Here is a 16,108-nt window from a genome sequence, read left to right as displayed (position 1 = left end):
CACTCCATCCAGTGGCTCAGGGTTGGCTCCAGGGCATAAAAAAAGGTAAGGCATCGCGGGCGGACCCGTCAATCCCTTACCTTTTTATCGAACCTCATCCGGCCAGGTTATTCAGCCGGCTTTTCCTCGGCCTTGGGTTCCGCAGCCGTTTCCGGAGCGGCTTGCGCCACTTCCGCGGCGGTCTGGGCCGACACGGCCTCGGCGGCTTTCTGCTCCGCTGCGGCCGGGGTTTCCTTCTTTTTCCGCCCGCGACGGCGACGTCCGCTGCCGCCCTTGCGGGACTCTTCCTTGACCAGCTCGAAAATCACCATCGTGGCGTTGTCGCCCAGACGGTTGCGCAGGCGCAGGATACGGGTGTAGCCGCCCGGACGGTTGCGGTAGCGCTCGCCCAGGGTGCTGAACAGCTTTTCCACAACCGCCTTGTCCCGGACTATGCGCAGCACCAGACGACGGGCATGCAGGTCGCCGCGCTTGGCGAAGGTGATCAGTTTCTCAGCCAGCGGGCGAGCTTCCTTGGCCTTGGCCACGGTAGTCTCGATGCGCTCGTGCTGGAACAGGCTGGTCACCATGTTGCTGAGCATCCACCGGCGATGGCTCTGCGACCTGTTCAGGGCATTGCCTTTTTTCATGTGTCTCATGAGTGTTCCCTTAATCGCTTTAAACCATTCTGTGAAGCTCGCCGGTCACTGTCCGGACAGCTCCGTAACGTTTCGCGCCAGTATGGGGCCGGCCTCACTCCACCGGCTCGGTCCTGATCTCCTCACCGTCATCGTCGAGGAGTTCCCATTCGCCTTTTTCGTTGCGCTCCAGCTTCATCCCGAAATGCATCCCGTGACGGGAGAGGATTTCAGAAATCTCGTTGAGCGACTTGCGCCCGAAGTTGCGGAACTTGATCATCTCGCTCTCGGTCTTCTGCACCAGCTCGCCCAAGGTCTTGATGTTGCTGGCCTTGAGGCAGTTGCTACTGCGCACCGACAGCTCCAGTTCCTCGACACTGCGGTTGAATAGCTCCTTCAGACGGTTCTTGCGCAGGTCGGTGGCGGTCGGCTTGGCCTCCTCCGGCTCGCTGAACGTCTTGAGGAACTCGAAGTGCTTGATCAGCAGCTCGGCGGCGTTGATCATCGCCCGCTCCGGGGTGATCGAGCCGTTGGTGTTAACCCGCACGACCAGCTTGTCATAATCGGTGCGCTGGCCCACGCGCTGCTCCTCAACGTCGAACGAGACCTTGACCACCGGAGAAAACAGCGAGTCGATGGGAATGAACTGCGGATCATCGCCCGGCACCTCGTGCGTGTTGGAGGGATGATAGCCGCGGCCGCACTTGATCATCAACTCCATGCGCACGGTTTTCTTTTCCTTCAGGCTGAACAGGTACAGGTCCTTGTTCACCACCTCGAAGCCCGGAGGGGTTTGTATTTTCGCGGCTGTGACCTCGTCCGCATCGTTGACCTCGAGCTTGCAGACTCCCTCGACCGCTTCCTCATCCCGGCGCTTGAGCACTACGCGCTTGAGGTTGATGATTATCTCCGGCATGTCCTCGACGATTCCGGGGATGCTGGACAGCTCGTGCAGCACGCTCTCCACCCGCACACCCCAGATCGCCGCGCCCTCGAGCGAGGAGACCAGCACACGCCGCAGCGCGTTGCCCAGGGTGATCCCGAAACCGCGTTCCAGCGGGTATACACTGAACTCGCCGAAGGTTTCAGAATAATTCCGGGTGTTCTTTTCTATTCTGGACGGCAAAACCAGATTCTTTAGATTCATGACCCGTATATCTCCCGCTTGAATTATCAAGCCTAAGGGGGAAATTAATCCCGGGTAAACAGTACCTCTTTGCTGCTGCGCAGCGTTCGGCCCTTGTGGTTCCGCCACGCTCTCGGCGGCTGCCCGCGGCAGTCCCGGCGTTCAGGCGACAGCCTCCCGGCCGGGCCGCTTGCGATGCACTGCGCGTGCCTGGCTGTCGGCCCCGGCGCACTCTGCGCTTACTTCGAGTACAACTCGACGATCAACTGTTCCTGCGCGGCGATCGGTATGTCGGCCCGGCCCGGCAGCTCCAGCATGCGGCCGGTCTGTGACTTGTAGTCCACGCTCAGCCAGTTGACCAGTTCCTGCTTGCCGCGACGCTCGATGGTCGAGAGGATCAGGCCCAACTGGCGGCTTTTCTCCCGCACCGAAATTTCCTCACCCGGAACAACCTGATAGCTGGGTATATCCACCGGCTTGCCGTTGACCAGGATGTGGCTGTGGCGAACGAGCTGACGGGCGCTTTTCAGGCTGGGGGCCAGCCCCAGACGGAAGACCACGTTGTCCAGACGGGTCTCGAGAAGCTGAAGCAGGTTTTCGCCGGTGACGCCGCTCTTGCGCGAGGCCTTGACGAAATAGTTGCGGAACTGCTTCTCCAGCAGACCGTAAATCCGCTTGACTTTCTGCTTCTCCCTGAGCTGCATGTTATAGTCGCTGGTTTTGCGACGGCGGCCGGCATTGCGGCCGTGCTGCCCCGGCGCAAAGGCACGACGCTCCACCGCGCATTTTTCGGTGAAGCAGCGCTCACCTTTCAGGAAGAGCTTGGTCCCTTCCCGACGGCAGAGTTTACAATTGGCATCCAGATAACGCGCCATTTACACTCCTCCAAAATCACTGATATATTATACACGCCTGCGCTTGGGCGGCCGGCATCCATTGTGCGGAATCGGAGTGCAATCCCGGATCGACTTGATAGTGAGTCCAGCCGCCTGGATCGCCTGGATCGCCGACTCGCGTCCGCTGCCAGGGCCCTGGACTTTCACGTGCACCCGCTTCATCCCCAGGTTGATGACTTCCCGCGCGGCATTTTCCGCCACGGTCTGAGCGGCGAACGGGGTGCTCTTTTTCGATCCCTTGAAGCCGACCTTGCCCGCACTGGCCCAACTCACCGTGTTACCGTTCAGATCCGTGATGGTAACGATGGTGTTGTTGAAGCTGGCCTTGATGTGGGCCACTCCTTCGGCCTCCACCTTCTTGACCTTCTTTTTAACCTTCGATCCCTTCTTGGACGGACTGGCCATTGATACTCCTGTAAGTTTGAAGATTGCGCCGACCGCGGATGCATGTCACCAGATCCGCCCTGCGGCGCAGGCTGCTTGTTATTTCTTGGCCTTGGCCTTCTTCTTGCCTGCGATCGCCTTGCGCGGACCCTTGTGGGTGCGGGCGTTCGTGTGCGTGCGCTGCCCGCGCACCGGCAAATTGCGACGGTGGCGCAGACCGCGGTAGCAGCCGATGTCCATCAGCCGCTTGATGCTCATCGAGATTTCCGTGCGAAGCGCACCCTCGACCTTGTAGTCGCGCTCGATGACGCTGCGCAGACGGGCCGCCTCGTTGTCGGTCAGATCCGCCACTTTCGTATCGGGGTTGATTCCGGCCTTCTCCAGGATATCACGGGCCGAGGATCTCCCGATGCCGAAAATATAAGTCAGGCCGATCTCAACTCGCTTGGTTCTCGGGAGGTCCACTCCTGCTATTCGAGCCATATACTGTCTCCAGCTTGGATTTGGCGTTAGGGGTTATCAGCCCTGACGTTGCTTGTGCTTGGGGTTCTTGCAGATTATGCGCACCACCCCCCGCCGGCGAATGATCTTGCAATATTCGCATATTTTTTTTACTGAACTTCGTACTTTCATCTCGACTCCGCTGTCCTGGTAATTATATCATTTGTACCGATAAGTAATCCGGCCGCGGCTCAGGTCATACGGGCTAAGTTCCAGGGCCACCTTGTCGCCGGGAAGAATCCGGATGAAATTCATCCGCATCTTGCCGCTTATGTGAGCCAGGACCTCGTGCTTGTTTTCGAGCTCCACCCGGAACATCGCGTTTGGCAGCGGTTCGATCACCGTACCGGTCACCTGGATTGCATCTTCCTTCGGCATAACGATCCTTGCATTTGGGTTGAGCCGGCGCGCTGCGCTCAGGCCCGGGTAAGTATCTCCGGGCCATTCGGCCCCACGGCGACCGTGTGCTCTATGTGCGCGCTCAACTTGCCGTCGGCCGTGACAACCGTCCAGTTGTCACTGAGGGTCCGCACATCGTATGTCCCCTCGTTAACCATCGGCTCGATGGCAACCACCAGCCCTTCTTTCAGTGGATAGCCGCTTTTCGGCCGCCCGTAGTTGGGCACCTGCGGGTCCTCATGCAGGCTTTGGCCGATCCCATGCCCCACCAGGTCCCGCACCACCGAATAGTTATCGGCCTCCACCACTTTCTGCACCGCCGCCCCGATGTCCCCCACCCGGTTGTTCATCACCGCCTGGGCGATCCCCGCCTCCAAAGCGCGACGGCAGCTGTCGATCAGCCTGGCGCGGCGCTCATCCGCCGGCCCGACCACGAACGTGGCGGCGGCGTCGGCATAATAGCCGCGGTGGAACGCCCCCACATCCACGCTGACCACATCGCTCTCGGCCAGGATACGGTCCCGCTTGGGGATGCCGTGCACAACCTCGTTGTTCAGCGACACGCAGAGCGTGCCGGGGAACCCGCCGTAGCCCTTGAAAGCGGGCCGGCTGTCCGGATGGGCCAGGATTATCCTTTCGGCCAGCTCATCCAGCTCCAGGGTCGAGATTCCGGGCCGGATCTCTTTCTCCACCCGGGCCAGCACCTCGGCCACTATCTTTCCCGCCTCACGTATCTTTTCGATCTCAAAGCGGGTTTTCAGAAATACCATCCGCCGGCACCCCCAAGGTCACATTAAACGACGGCTGGGCAGTTTGCCCTTCTTCATGAAGCCATCGTAGTGACGGATCAGCAGATGACTCTCCATCTGCTGGATGGTGTCCAGCGCCACACCGACCACGATCAGAAGGCTGGTGCCGCCGAAATAGAACGGCACGTTAAGCCAGCGCGTAAGGTACATCGGCATCACCGCGATGAACGCCAGAAAAACAGCGCCCGGCAGCGTGATGCGGGTCAGCACCCGGTCGATGTATTCTGCGGTCTTGGCGCCCGGACGGATGCCGGGGATAAAGCCGCCCTGGCGCTTGAAATTCTCGGCCAAGTCCACCGGGTTGAAAATCACCGCGGTGTAGAAATAGGTGAAGAACAGGATCATCAGCGAGTACATGATCACGTACGAGTTCGTGCGCGGCTGAAACCAGGCGGCGATGTCCTCCAGGAAACTGCCCGGGGCCAGAAGCTGGCCCAGCGTGGCCGGAACCACGATGATCGACTGGGCGAAGATTATCGGCATCACGCCCGCGCTGTTGATACGGAGCGGCAGGTGTGTCTGCTGGCCGCCCATAACCTTGCGTCCGACCATGCGCTTGGGAATCTGGATCGGAATCTTGCGCGCGCCCAGGGTCATCACAATCACGCCCGCCACCACCGCGACCATCACCACGATCAGCAGCAGCATCGGGATGATCCCGATCACGTCGTTGCGCAGCATCTCGATCGACTGGAAGATGGCGCCAGGGAAACGGTCCACAATGCCGAAGAAGATCAGCAGGCTCATGCCGTTGCCGATCCCCCGCTCGGTGATCATCTCACCCAGCCACATCACAAACACCGCACCCGTGGTCAGGGTCACCACCGTGGTCACCCGGAACAGCCACAGGTTGGTCATGCTGACCGCGCCAAGCTGCTGCAGGAACGTGGCGATACCGACCGCCTGGATGAAACTGAGCACCACGGTGCCGTAGCGCGTGTACTGGTTGATCTTCTTGCGCCCCTCCTCGCCCTCCTTCATCAGTTTCTCGAAATGCGGAAACACCGGGGGCAGGAGCTGGAAAATGATCGAGGAACTGATATAGGGCATGATGCCCAACGCAAACACCGTGGCGCGCTGGAGCGCTCCGCCGGCAAACATGTCCATCAGGCCGAACAGGGTGTTCTGCTGACTCCCGAACCACTCCATCAACCGGCCGACATTGATTCCGGGAGTGGTGAGATGCCCGCCGATACGGTAGATGATCACCATCAGCAGGGTGAAACCGAGCTTCCTTTTAAGTTCGGGAACATTGAAAATGTTCTGCAGCCCCTGTGCCGGCATTAAAGCACCTCCACCTTACCGCCGGCAGCCTCAATCGCTTCACGGGCTTTGGCGCTGAAAGCGTTGGCGGAAACGGTGACAGCGAAAGCCAGTTCGCCCTTGGCCAGGACCTTGACCGGACCCTTGTTCCGGACAATCAGTCCCAGTTCGACCATATCATCCGGGGTCAGACTTTCCCGCTGTCCCAGACGGCTGATGTCCGCCAGATTCACGACCTGATAGGCGGTACGGAAGGGGTTGTGGAACCCGCGTTTCGGGATGCGGCGCTGCAAGGGCATCTGTCCGCCTTCGAACCACGACGACACCTTGCCGCCGCTGCGGGCTTTCTGCCCCTTGTGGCCTTTGCCGGCCGTATTGCCATGACCGGTGCCGCGCCCGCGTCCGACACGCTTGCGCTCTTTGTTCGCCCCCTCGGGTCTTTTCAATTCAGACAACTTCATCGGACCGTTCCATTCTGAGAGTTTTTATCTTGTTCTGAGGACCGCTGTCAGCTTAAGGCCGCCTCAGTCAGTTTCCTCGACCTCGACCAGGTGGCGCACCTTGAACACCATGCCACGAATCTGCGGGGTGTCGCCGTGGACCACGCTGGTCTGGTGACGCGACAGGTTGAGCGCCTCCAGAGTGGCGCGCTGCTTTGGCGGGGCGCCGATTCCGCTTTTTATCTGGGTGATTTTCAGTTTCTTAGTCACAGGTCGCCTCCACCACGACACGGTCTCCCTTGGCGATTTCCTCACGTGTCACGCCGCGCAGGCGGGCGACACTGTCGAGGGTCATCATCTTGTTCAACCCGGCCAGGGTGGCCTTGGCCATGTTATGCGGGTTGTTCGAACCCAGCGACTTGGACAGGATGTTCTGGATGCCGGCGCACTCGAGCACCGCTCGCACGCTGCTGCCGGCAATCACACCGGCCCCGGGAGCGGCGGGCTTGAGCAACACACGGCCGGCGCCGAACTCGCCGACAACCTCGTGCGGTACCGTACCGCGGAGCACGGGCACTTCCACCATGTTCTTCTTGGCGATCTCCACACCCTTGCGGATTGCGTCGCTCACCTCGTTGGCCTTGCCCATACCCAGGCCGACCTTCGACTTGCCATCACCGACCGCCACCAGAGCGCTGAAGCTGAAACGGCGTCCGCCCTTTACAACTTTGGCGCAGCGGTTGATCGTGATGACGTTCTCGATCAGCTCACTTTTTTCTTTGTTGAAATCCAATTCCTCAACTCCTTGCCAGGAATTTCAGGATACAGATATTATTTCGCTGTCAGAACTCCAGGCCACCCTCGCGGGCTCCCTCGGCAAACGCCTTGATCCGGCCGTGATACAGGTAGCCGCCGCGGTCGAAAACCACCCGCGTGATACCCTTTTCCAGCGCTTTGCGCGCCAGGGTCAGGCCGACCAGTTTGCTGATTTCGGTCTTCTTCTTCCCGCCGGCCTCGATTTCCTTGGCCAGGGAGGACAGGCCCAGAAGGGTCACCCCACTCTTGTCATCGATGATCTGGCCCTCGATGTTCTTGAGCGAGCGGTGCACCACCAGGCGGGGACGCTCGGGGCATCCGGCGATGTTTTTCCGGATCCGCGTGTGTCTCTTCAGTCGGGCTGTTTCTCTGTCGAAAGCCTTCATCGCTTTATTCCCGCACCACTTGAGGATAGTTTAGTTCCGCGGACCGGGGTGCGGGCTGCGCCCTCCCCGGTCGACGGTCAGATTACGCGCTTACTTGCTGCCAGCCTTTCCGGCCTTGCGCAGGATCTGCTCACCTTCATAACGTACGCCCTTGCCCTTGTAGGGCTCCGGCGGACGGTAGCCGCGAATCTTGGCCGCCACTTCGCCGACCACCTGCTTGTTGATCCCGTTGACCACGATCGCGGTCGGAGCCGGGACCTCGAACGAAACGCCCGCGGGCGGCACAACCTCGATCTGGTGTGAGAAACCCAGGTCGAGGGTCAGGGCGCCCTTGTTCTTGGTGCTCAACGTGGCCTTGTAGCCCACGCCTTCGATGGCCAGACGCTTGGTGAACCCTGTGGTCACGCCGGTTATCGCGTTGAACACCAGCGTGCGGGTCAGCCCGTGCAGGGAGCAGTTCAGCTTGCTGTCATCCGGCCGCCGCACCAAAATCTGATCCTCACTGATGTCGAGGATCATGTTGCGGTGAATGCGCTCTTCATTTTTGCCCTTGGGCCCCTCGACCACGAGCAGTTCCTTGTCGTGGCTGACTTTGACCCCTTTGGGCAGAGCAATTGGAAGTTTTCCTATGCGGGACACGAGGTCCTCCCGTATTTACCTCAGATTCCTGAGATCGAATTAATAACTCTCACACCGGGCCTTACCAGACCTCGGCCAGCACCTCGCCGCCCACGTGAAGCTTGCGCGCCTCGCGGTCGGTGATCACACCCTTGGAGGTGGAAATAATGGACAATCCCAGGCCGTTGCGGATACGCTTGAGCTGTTCGGAGGCGCGATAGATTCGCAGCCCCGGCTTGCTCACCCGCCGCGAACCGATCATCGCCGGCACATCCCCGGGGCCATATTTCAGGTAGATCCTGATAATGCCCTGGTAGTTGCCGGGAACCTCGCGCCAGTTGCGGATCATGTTTTCCCGCATCAGGATTCGGGCGATCTCCCGTTTCAGGTTCGACGAGGGAACGTCCACCCGGATATGCTTAGCCTTGTACCCGTTGCGGATGCGGGTCAGCATATCGGAAATGGGGTCAGTCATCGTCATCTTTGCTCTCTCTGCGATGTATTTTTCGTTTTCTTCCGCCGGTGGCGCGGTAATCGCTGCACCGCGGCCGGCTCAATCATATTCGTTGTTTTATGGCGCCCAACTCACCAGCTCGCCTTGCGCACGCCCGGGATTTTACCCTGAAGGGCGAGCTGCCGCAGGCAGATACGGCACAGCCCGAACTTACGATAGTAAGCCCGTGGACGGCCGCAGCGCTTGCAGCGGTTGTACTGGCGCACCTTGAATTTTGGCTTGCCGTTGCATTTTTCGATCAAGGCTTTTCTGGCCACTTCGTCACCCTCTTTTTCTGGCTGAGGTTCCTGTATCAGCCGCCTCAGGCGGTCCGTTGCTGTGCGGTGCGGAATGGCATTCCCAGCTCGCGCAGCAGAGCGAAAGCCCGGTCGTCCTTTTCCGTAGTCGTCACAAAAGTGATATCCATTCCGTGCAGCTTCTCGATCTTGTCGAAATCGATTTCCGGGAAGATCACCTGCTCCTTGACGCCCAGTGTGTAGTTGCCCCGACCGTCGAAGCTCTTGTTGGGAATACCGCGGAAATCACGGATGCGCGGGATGGCAACCGAAATCAGCCGGTCGACGAATTCCCACATCCGTTCACCGCGCAGGGTGACCCGGCAGCCGATTTTCATGCCGCCACGCAGCTTGAAATTGGAAATCGATTTCTTGGCCCGAGTGATCACGGCGTGCTGACCGGTGATCTGACGCAGCTCCTGCTGGGCGGTTTCCAGTTCCTTGGGGTTCTGGATCGCCGAGCCCATGCCGCAATTGATCACGATCTTTTCGAGACGCGGCACATCGAGGATGTTCTTGATGCCGAACTCATCTTTCAGTTTCGGCTGTATCACTTTGTAGTATTTCTCTTTGAGTCTGGCCATCGCCTGTGTACCTACCGGTTAAAAATTGTTCCTTATTAGACGGCGAGAATCCGGACCGCAGCGGACGGCTTATTTTCAGGCCCCGGTTTTTTTCGGGATGACCTCACCGCTTTTTGCGCTGATCCTGACCTTGCTGCCCTTCTCATCGTTGAGTTTGCTGCTGCGAATCCGTACACCCTTGCCGCTCTTGTCATCCAGCAGCATCAGGTTGCTCACGTGGATCGGAGCTTCCTTCTCCACGATCCCACCCTGCGGGTTCTTCTGGGTCGGGCGCTGGTGGCGCTTGACCATGTTGAGACCCTTAACTATCGCGCGCTCCTTGTCGGGGAACACCTTGAGCACTTCGCCCGTGCGGCCCCGGCTGTTGCCCGCGATCACTATCACCTTGTCATTTTTCACGATATGCATCTTGAGGCACCTTCGTATCCGTGTGATTAAAGCACTTCCGGGGCAAGTGAGACGATCTTCATGAACTGCTTCTCACGCAGCTCACGGGCCACCGGGCCAAAAATACGGGTCGCCCGCGGCTCTTTCTTGTCGTCGATGATCACGGCCGCGTTCTCGTCGAACCGGATGTAGCTGCCGTCCTTGCGACGGGTTTCCTTGGCGCAGCGCACAACCACCGCCTTGGCCACGTCGCCCTTGCGCATGTTGCCGTTGGGCAGAGCATCCTTGACCGCGACGATGATGATATCGCCCAGCCGGGCGTAGCGGCGGCGGGTTCCACCCAGCACCCGGATGCAGAGCGCTTTCTTGGCCCCCGAGTTGTCCGCTATCCTGAGAATTGTCTCCTGCTGTATCATTTTCTTTCACCTGTCCACGGTTTGAGGAATCGCTATCCCGGTTCCGGCCGTACACTCCGGAAGCCTTTAGATCATTCCACCACGCTGGAGATTACCTCGATCACACGCCAGCACTTGTTCTTGCTGATCGGGCGCGTCTCCATGATCCGGACCTGGTCGCCGATCTTGCAGCGATTGTCCTCGTCGTGGGCCTGGAACTTCTTGGAGCGCCACATTGCCTTGCCGTAGATCGGGTGCTTGATCTGACGCTGGATGCGGACGATCACCGTCTTTTCCATCTTGTCGCTGACCACAGTGCCGACACGGGTTTTACGAAAGCTTCTTTCCATTTTAATCTCCAGAATGCCAACCGGCTGTTTGTTCGGTTAGGTCTCAGGCCCCGGCGACTTCGCCCGCGGCAGCCTCTTTCTGCTTGAGCACTGTCAGGCAGCGGGCGATATCCCGGCGCATGCGCTGAAGCTGCAGCGGGTTGTCGATCTTGTGCACCGAGTGACGGAAAGAGAGACGGAAATATTCCTCTTTCAGGTCGCTCAGGCGCTGACGGATTTCGTCCTCGTTCATTTCCCTGATTTCGTGGGCTTTCATTCTTCCGCCCCCTCCTCCGTGACAGTCTCCCGGAAGATGACCTTGGTCCGGATGGGCAGCTTATGCGAGGCCAGGCGCAAGGCTTCCAGCGCTAGCTCTTTCTCGATTCCGCCGATCTCGAACATGATCCGGCCGCTTTTGACCACGGCCACCCAGCCCTCCGGGGCGCCTTTGCCCTTACCCATGCGGGTTTCGGCGGGTTTCTTGGTGATCGGCTTGTCCGGGAAAATCCTGATCCAGACTTTCCCGCCCCTTTTGATGTGACGGGTCATCGCCACACGGGCCGCCTCGATCTGGCGGTTCGTGATCCAGGCCGGCTCAAGCGCCTGGAGCCCGTACTCGCCGAAGCTCACCGAGGAGCCGCGCCAGGCGGCCCCGTTCATCCGGCCGCGCTGCTGTTTCCTGTACTTGATTCTCTTGGGGGCAAGCATTGTTACTCCTCGAATTCAGGCCGGCGCTTCTCACCGGCATTGCTTTGACTTTTCTGTTGCTCCGTAAAGGGCGCTTTCCGTACCGTGACGGCTCAGGAACGCGTCGCAGCTTCGGGCTTGCGTTCGGCGCCCTTGCGCCGCGGCTGAATCACTTCGCCCTTGCAGATCCAGACTTTCACCCCGATCGTGCCGAAAGTGGTGTGCGCCGTGCTCGTCGCGTAATCGATATCGGCACGCAGCGTGTGCAGCGGCACCCGGCCCTCGTGATAGCCCTCGGAGCGCGCGATCTCGGCGCCGCCCAGACGGCCGCCGCACTTGATCTTGATCCCCTGAGCGTTCATCCGCATGGCCGAGGTCACCGCTTTCTTCATCGCCCGGCGGAAACTCACCCGCTGGCTGAGCTGGAACGCGACTCCGTCCGACACGAGCTGGCTGTCGAGTTCGGGATTCTTGATCTCCTCGATCTTGATGAAGATCTCATCCTTCGACAGGTGCGCCAGCTCATCGCGCAGCTTGTCCACTTCCTGACCCTTGCGGCCGATCACCACGCCGGGACGCGCCGTGTGGATGACCACCGTCATTTTCTGCGGCGTGCGCTCGATGACCACTTTGCTGATCGCGGCGTGGGACAGCCGGTTGTGCACGTATTTACGGATCAGCTCGTCTTCCTTGAGCAGGCGCGAGAAATCGCGTTCCGAAAACCAGACCGATTCCCAGCCCTTGACTATGCCGAGTCTGAATCCAACGGGATGTGTCTTCTGACCCACTTGAGACTCCTTATTGCCTTATAGTTTTCCGGCCGCCGTGTTCACTGGCCCCGATTCGAGTCGAATCAACGCGCGGGTGCAGGCTCCGGGACATCCAGGGCCACGCTTATGTGGCTCGTCCTTTTCAACATCGGTGTAGCGCGGCCCATCGCCCGCGGCAGCCAGCGTTTCATTGTCGGTCCCTGGTCCACCCGAATCTCCCGGATGACGATGCTCCTGGTGTCCAGGTCCATGCTTCCGAGCTGGTTGACCGCGTTGGAGTACGCCGACTGGACCAGCTTGCGCACAGGCAGGGAGGCCGCCTTGTTCGTATAGCGGAGAATGGTGAACGCTTCCTCGATATTCTTCCCGCGGATCAGATCGACCACGAGCTGGACCTTGCGCGAGGAAATACGGACATACTTGGCTTTAGCTTGAGCAATCATCATCATCTCGTACAGATTGGGTTGGAACCTTCCGCCTGCGCGTGATCACTCACGGCGCGCTGCGGCCGAAACTTCGTTGCTGCCGTTTTACTCCGCCTGCGTCCGCCTGCGGCTTACTTGCGAGCCGAACTGCGCTCGGCCAGCTTGCCGCCGTGGCCGCGGAAGAATCTGGTCGGCGAGAACTCGCCCAGCTTGTGGCCGACCATGTTCTCGGTGACGTAGACCGGGATGAACTTGTTCCCGTTGTGCACGGCCACCGTGTGCCCGACGAATTCCGGGCTGATGGTCGAGCGACGGGACCAGGTCTTGATCACCTTCTTTTCCCCGGCGCTGTTGAGCGTCAGGACTTTCTTGAGCAGGGAGTCCTCGATAAAAGGACCTTTTTTAATCGATCTGGACATGCTGCCTCATCATCCCTGTTACGGGTTAGCCTCTACGCTTGATAATGTATTTGTCCGACTGGTTCTTCTTCTTACGGGTCTTGTATCCCTTGGTCGGCTTGCCCCACGGAGTGCAGGGGTGGCGGCCGCCGGAACTCTTACCCTCGCCGCCGCCCATCGGGTGGTCGACCGGGTTCTTGGCCACGCCGCGCACGTGCGGGCGTACACCGATCCAGCGCTTGGCCCCGGCTTTGCCGTAGGAGATGCCCTCGTGCTCCGAGTTACCCACCACGCCCACCGTGGCCATGCACTCACGCGGGATCAGACGCATCTCGCCCGAGGGCATCTTCAGGTGGACATACCGTCCCTCCTTGGCCGCGATCTGCACAGCGCTTCCGGCGCTGCGCGCGATCTGCCCGCCCTTGCCCGGCTTCATCTCCACGTTGTGCACCATGGTGCCCAGCGGGATGTCGGCCAGCGCCAGGGCGTTGCCCGGACGGATGTCGGCGCCGGGGCCGGACTCGACCCAGTCGCCTACGCTCAGACCCTGGCAGTGCAGGATGTAGCGCTTCTCCCCGTCAACGTAATTGACCAGGCAGATGAACGACGAGCGGTTCGGGTCGTACTCGATCGTGGCCACGCGGGCCTTGATCCCCGGCTTGTTGCGCTTGAAATCGATACGGCGGTACTGGCGCTTGTGGCCACCGCCGCGATAGCGCATGGTCACGTGACCATGATGATTGCGCCCGCCCTTTTCGGGCAGGTTTTCCACCAGCGAGCGCTCGGGTTTTGTCTCGGTGATCAGGTCGAAAGCGCTGATCTGACGGAACCGAGTGCCTGCCGTAACCGGTTTGAGCTTCTTCAGAGCCATTTTACGTCCACAGGTTTGATTTAACCTTAACCTTATACACCTTCGAACAGGTCGATTACTGCCTCGCCTTTGAGTGTCACGAACGCCTTCTTCCAGTTGGCGCGACGGCCCTCGTGACGGCCCATGCGTTTGGTCTTGCCTTCAAGGTTGTAGACGCGCACCTTTTCCACCTTGACCTTGAACAGTTCCTCCACCGCCTGTTTGATCTCGAGCTTGTTGGCGCTCGGATCAACCTGGAAGCAGTACTGCCGGCTGCCCTCGCGCAGACGGTCACTCTTTTCTGTCAGCAGCGGGCGCTGCACTATCTGGTATGCATCCATCTTCACTTCTGCTCCAGTTGATCGAGTACGCTTCGCTCTATCACCAGTTTCTCGGCCAGCAGGACGTCATAGGCGCTGCACTCCGAGAACGGCTTCACCGCAACCCGTTCCAGGTTACGCGCCGATTTCCAGAACATCGGGTTTACCGCCTCGAGCATGAACAGCACACGCTTTCCGCAGGCGTCCACTTTCTTCAGGAAATCCGCCACCTCGCGGGTCTTGGGCGCGGCCATTTCGATGCTCTCGATCACCACCACTGAGGCCTGTTCCTGGGCCTTGGCGCTAAGAGCGCTGACCAGGGCGGCGCGACGCACCTTCTTCGGCACGCGCACGTCGTACTCCTTGGGGTGAGGGCCGAACACCGTGCCGCCGTGACGCCACACCGGGCTGCTGCGCATACCGGCGCGCGCACGTCCGGTGCCTTTCTGACGCCAGGGTTTCTTGGTGCTGAAATTCACCTGGCCGCGGGTCTTGGTCGATGCATCACCCTGACGCTGGTTGGTCAGCAGGGCGTTCACCGCATAGTAGACGGGACCCTCTTTGATCTGTGCCCCGAAATAGCTTTCGGGCAGTCCCACCTCACCCGCTTTTTCTCCGTTCTGCCTGTACAATCCTGCCTGCGTCATGGTTTCCTCAGTCTGTTACGCTCAGTGCCGCGGGCACATTTCGCGGCGGAGCCTGCATTACTTTTGCTTTCTGATTGTCACCAGGCCGTTGGCCGGACCCGGGACCGCTCCCTTGATGAACAGGATGCCACGCTCGACATCCACTTTTACCACCTGAAGGTTTTTCTGGGTCTGACGGGTGTTGCCGTACTGGCCCGGAAGCTTCAGGTTCTTCCAGGTGCGCGACGGATCGGCGGACGAGCCGACCGAACCCGGAACGCGGTGTGCGGTGTTGCCGTGGGTCTCGCTGCCGCCGCTGTGTCCGTGACGCCGGATGACGCCCTGAAAACCGCGGCCCTTCATCACACCGATCACGTCCACTATCTCGCCGGCCTCGAAAATCGTCACATCCAGGTCCTGGCCCACCGTGTACTCTCCGGCGTCGTCCAGGCGGAACTCGCCCAGCCGCACCGGGAAGAATCCCGGCACCTTGGCCAGATGTCCCTTGACCGCGCGAGTAAGGTTCTTCTCCTTACGCGCTCCGAAGCCGACCTGGATCGCCTCGTAACCTTCCTTGGCGCCGGTCTTGACCTGGGTCACCTTGCAGGGCCCGGCCTGGATCACGGTCACCGGCACAGCCAGCCCTTCGGGGCTGAATATCCGGGTCATGCCCATTTTCTTTCCGATTAATCCAAGCATCCATTACCTCTCGAGGATTATAAAGTCCTCAGTTTGTCTCTCGACACGGGGCGGCGTCCGCCGCCTGCGGCGATTGACCCCCGCGCGAGCCTGCCGTCCATCGCGTGCGCGTCAGACCTTGATCTCGATGTCCACCCCGGCGGGCAGATCGAGCTTGGTCAACGCGTCGATGGTCTGAGGCTTGCTGTTGTAGATCTCGATCAGGCGCTTGTGCGTCTTGAGCTCGAACTGCTCACGGCTCTTCTTGTCGACATGCGGAGAGCGGTTCACCGTGAAAACACTGCGCTTGGTGGGCAGCGGAATCGGCCCAACCACCTGTGCGCCCGTCTCCATAGCCGTCTTGACTATGTCCTCTGTCGACCGGTCGATCAACGCGTGGTCGAAAGACTTCAGTCTTATGCGAATCTTCTGTCCCTGCACGTAAGCCTCTTGAACAGAGTCCCGTTTATGTGATTATTCAATAATCTCGGTCACCACGCCGGCGCCCACCGTACGGCCGCCCTCACGAATCGCGAAACGAAGCTCTTTCTCCATCGCGATCGGCGTGATCAACTCGATCAAAAGCTCCACGTTGTCGCCCGGCATCACCATCTC

Annotated in this window: 30 protein-coding genes and 1 pseudogene; all 31 read right to left on the bottom strand. The window is 59.9% G+C overall.

The window, feature by feature from the left end:
- Positions 1–107 precede the first annotated feature (107 nt).
- On the bottom strand, positions 108–638 hold the full coding sequence (gene rplQ / locus LLH00_18095; protein ID MCE5273193.1) for a 50S ribosomal protein L17: 531 nt from the start codon (positions 636–638) through the stop codon (positions 108–110).
- A 94-nt stretch (positions 639–732) separates the two neighbouring features.
- On the bottom strand, positions 733–1,764 hold the full coding sequence (locus LLH00_18090; protein MCE5273192.1) for a DNA-directed RNA polymerase subunit alpha: 1,032 nt from the start codon (positions 1,762–1,764) through the stop codon (positions 733–735).
- Positions 1,765–1,982: 218 nt separating this feature from the next.
- Complete coding sequence (gene rpsD, locus LLH00_18085; GenBank protein MCE5273191.1) at positions 1,983–2,618, bottom strand: 30S ribosomal protein S4; 636 nt, start codon at positions 2,616–2,618, stop codon at positions 1,983–1,985.
- A gap of 27 nt (positions 2,619–2,645) precedes the next feature.
- Positions 2,646–3,044 (bottom strand): 30S ribosomal protein S11, encoded by a 399-nt coding sequence (rpsK, locus tag LLH00_18080; GenBank protein MCE5273190.1) that lies wholly within the window; start codon positions 3,042–3,044, stop codon positions 2,646–2,648.
- 78 nt (positions 3,045–3,122) lie between these two features.
- On the bottom strand, positions 3,123–3,506 hold the full coding sequence (gene rpsM, locus LLH00_18075) for a 30S ribosomal protein S13 (GenBank protein MCE5273189.1): 384 nt from the start codon (positions 3,504–3,506) through the stop codon (positions 3,123–3,125).
- A gap of 36 nt (positions 3,507–3,542) precedes the next feature.
- A complete protein-coding gene (rpmJ, locus tag LLH00_18070) occupies positions 3,543–3,656 on the bottom strand; it encodes a 50S ribosomal protein L36 (protein MCE5273188.1) in 114 nt (37 codons plus the stop codon).
- Between the two features lie 27 nt (positions 3,657–3,683).
- Entirely contained in the window at positions 3,684–3,902 is a 219-nt protein-coding gene (infA, locus tag LLH00_18065; protein MCE5273187.1) for a translation initiation factor IF-1, read from the bottom strand.
- Positions 3,903–3,940: 38 nt separating this feature from the next.
- On the bottom strand, positions 3,941–4,693 hold the full coding sequence (map, locus tag LLH00_18060) for a type I methionyl aminopeptidase (protein MCE5273186.1): 753 nt from the start codon (positions 4,691–4,693) through the stop codon (positions 3,941–3,943).
- Between the two features lie 18 nt (positions 4,694–4,711).
- Complete coding sequence (gene secY, locus LLH00_18055) at positions 4,712–6,016, bottom strand: preprotein translocase subunit SecY (protein MCE5273185.1); 1,305 nt, start codon at positions 6,014–6,016, stop codon at positions 4,712–4,714.
- Positions 6,016–6,456 (bottom strand): 50S ribosomal protein L15, encoded by a 441-nt coding sequence (rplO, locus tag LLH00_18050; protein ID MCE5273184.1) that lies wholly within the window; start codon positions 6,454–6,456, stop codon positions 6,016–6,018. Before rplO ends, secY begins: the two co-directional genes overlap by 1 nt.
- Positions 6,457–6,519: 63 nt before the next feature.
- Positions 6,520–6,705 (bottom strand): 50S ribosomal protein L30, encoded by a 186-nt coding sequence (rpmD, locus tag LLH00_18045; GenBank protein ID MCE5273183.1) that lies wholly within the window; start codon positions 6,703–6,705, stop codon positions 6,520–6,522.
- Entirely contained in the window at positions 6,698–7,228 is a 531-nt protein-coding gene (gene rpsE / locus LLH00_18040; protein ID MCE5273182.1) for a 30S ribosomal protein S5, read from the bottom strand. The genes rpmD and rpsE overlap by 8 nt, the downstream gene beginning before the upstream one ends.
- A 49-nt stretch (positions 7,229–7,277) precedes the next feature.
- On the bottom strand, positions 7,278–7,637 hold the full coding sequence (rplR, locus tag LLH00_18035) for a 50S ribosomal protein L18 (protein ID MCE5273181.1): 360 nt from the start codon (positions 7,635–7,637) through the stop codon (positions 7,278–7,280).
- Between the two features lie 90 nt (positions 7,638–7,727).
- Positions 7,728–8,276, bottom strand: a complete 549-nt coding sequence (gene rplF, locus LLH00_18030) for a 50S ribosomal protein L6 (protein ID MCE5273180.1) — start codon at positions 8,274–8,276, stop codon at positions 7,728–7,730.
- 61 nt (positions 8,277–8,337) lie between these two features.
- Entirely contained in the window at positions 8,338–8,736 is a 399-nt protein-coding gene (rpsH, locus tag LLH00_18025) for a 30S ribosomal protein S8 (GenBank protein MCE5273179.1), read from the bottom strand.
- A gap of 104 nt (positions 8,737–8,840) precedes the next feature.
- On the bottom strand, positions 8,841–9,026 hold the full coding sequence (locus tag LLH00_18020) for a type Z 30S ribosomal protein S14 (GenBank protein MCE5273178.1): 186 nt from the start codon (positions 9,024–9,026) through the stop codon (positions 8,841–8,843).
- 44 nt (positions 9,027–9,070) lie between these two features.
- Positions 9,071–9,628, bottom strand: a complete 558-nt coding sequence (rplE, locus tag LLH00_18015) for a 50S ribosomal protein L5 (GenBank protein ID MCE5273177.1) — start codon at positions 9,626–9,628, stop codon at positions 9,071–9,073.
- 75 nt (positions 9,629–9,703) lie between these two features.
- Positions 9,704–10,036 carry a 50S ribosomal protein L24 gene (rplX, locus tag LLH00_18010; protein MCE5273176.1) on the bottom strand — a complete coding sequence of 111 codons (333 nt, stop codon included), beginning with the start codon at positions 10,034–10,036 and terminating at the stop codon, positions 9,704–9,706.
- A 26-nt stretch (positions 10,037–10,062) separates the two neighbouring features.
- Positions 10,063–10,431 (bottom strand): 50S ribosomal protein L14, encoded by a 369-nt coding sequence (gene rplN / locus LLH00_18005; protein MCE5273175.1) that lies wholly within the window; start codon positions 10,429–10,431, stop codon positions 10,063–10,065.
- A gap of 71 nt (positions 10,432–10,502) precedes the next feature.
- Positions 10,503–10,760, bottom strand: a complete 258-nt coding sequence (rpsQ, locus tag LLH00_18000; protein MCE5273174.1) for a 30S ribosomal protein S17 — start codon at positions 10,758–10,760, stop codon at positions 10,503–10,505.
- 43 nt (positions 10,761–10,803) lie between these two features.
- On the bottom strand, positions 10,804–11,016 hold the full coding sequence (rpmC, locus tag LLH00_17995; GenBank protein MCE5273173.1) for a 50S ribosomal protein L29: 213 nt from the start codon (positions 11,014–11,016) through the stop codon (positions 10,804–10,806).
- The gene (gene rplP / locus LLH00_17990) at positions 11,013–11,447 is read right to left on the bottom strand and encodes a 50S ribosomal protein L16 (protein ID MCE5273172.1); all 435 of its coding nucleotides are present in this window, start codon (positions 11,445–11,447) and stop codon (positions 11,013–11,015) included. The genes rpmC and rplP overlap by 4 nt, the downstream gene beginning before the upstream one ends.
- Positions 11,448–11,596: 149 nt before the next feature.
- Positions 11,597–12,214 (bottom strand): annotated as a pseudogene (gene rpsC, locus LLH00_17985) (30S ribosomal protein S3).
- A gap of 65 nt (positions 12,215–12,279) precedes the next feature.
- On the bottom strand, positions 12,280–12,639 hold the full coding sequence (gene rplV, locus LLH00_17980; protein MCE5273171.1) for a 50S ribosomal protein L22: 360 nt from the start codon (positions 12,637–12,639) through the stop codon (positions 12,280–12,282).
- 113 nt (positions 12,640–12,752) lie between these two features.
- Complete coding sequence (gene rpsS / locus LLH00_17975) at positions 12,753–13,040, bottom strand: 30S ribosomal protein S19 (GenBank protein MCE5273170.1); 288 nt, start codon at positions 13,038–13,040, stop codon at positions 12,753–12,755.
- A 25-nt stretch (positions 13,041–13,065) separates the two neighbouring features.
- Positions 13,066–13,890, bottom strand: a complete 825-nt coding sequence (rplB, locus tag LLH00_17970; protein MCE5273169.1) for a 50S ribosomal protein L2 — start codon at positions 13,888–13,890, stop codon at positions 13,066–13,068.
- A 32-nt stretch (positions 13,891–13,922) separates the two neighbouring features.
- Positions 13,923–14,210 carry a 50S ribosomal protein L23 gene (rplW, locus tag LLH00_17965; protein ID MCE5273168.1) on the bottom strand — a complete coding sequence of 96 codons (288 nt, stop codon included), beginning with the start codon at positions 14,208–14,210 and terminating at the stop codon, positions 13,923–13,925.
- A gap of 2 nt (positions 14,211–14,212) precedes the next feature.
- Positions 14,213–14,836 (bottom strand): 50S ribosomal protein L4, encoded by a 624-nt coding sequence (gene rplD / locus LLH00_17960; GenBank protein MCE5273167.1) that lies wholly within the window; start codon positions 14,834–14,836, stop codon positions 14,213–14,215.
- Positions 14,837–14,893: 57 nt separating this feature from the next.
- Positions 14,894–15,514 (bottom strand): 50S ribosomal protein L3, encoded by a 621-nt coding sequence (gene rplC / locus LLH00_17955; protein ID MCE5273166.1) that lies wholly within the window; start codon positions 15,512–15,514, stop codon positions 14,894–14,896.
- Between the two features lie 111 nt (positions 15,515–15,625).
- A complete protein-coding gene (rpsJ, locus tag LLH00_17950; protein MCE5273165.1) occupies positions 15,626–15,934 on the bottom strand; it encodes a 30S ribosomal protein S10 in 309 nt (102 codons plus the stop codon).
- A gap of 33 nt (positions 15,935–15,967) precedes the next feature.
- Positions 15,968–16,108 (bottom strand): elongation factor Tu (tuf, locus tag LLH00_17945; GenBank protein MCE5273164.1); only part of this gene is annotated, 141 nt, incomplete at its 5' end.

The organism is bacterium (assembly GCA_021372515.1).
GTDB lineage: Bacteria > Gemmatimonadota > Glassbacteria > GWA2-58-10 > GWA2-58-10 > JAJFUG01.
Note: the sequence above shows the minus strand (reverse complement) of the source record. Positions and strands in the feature narration are given on the sequence as shown.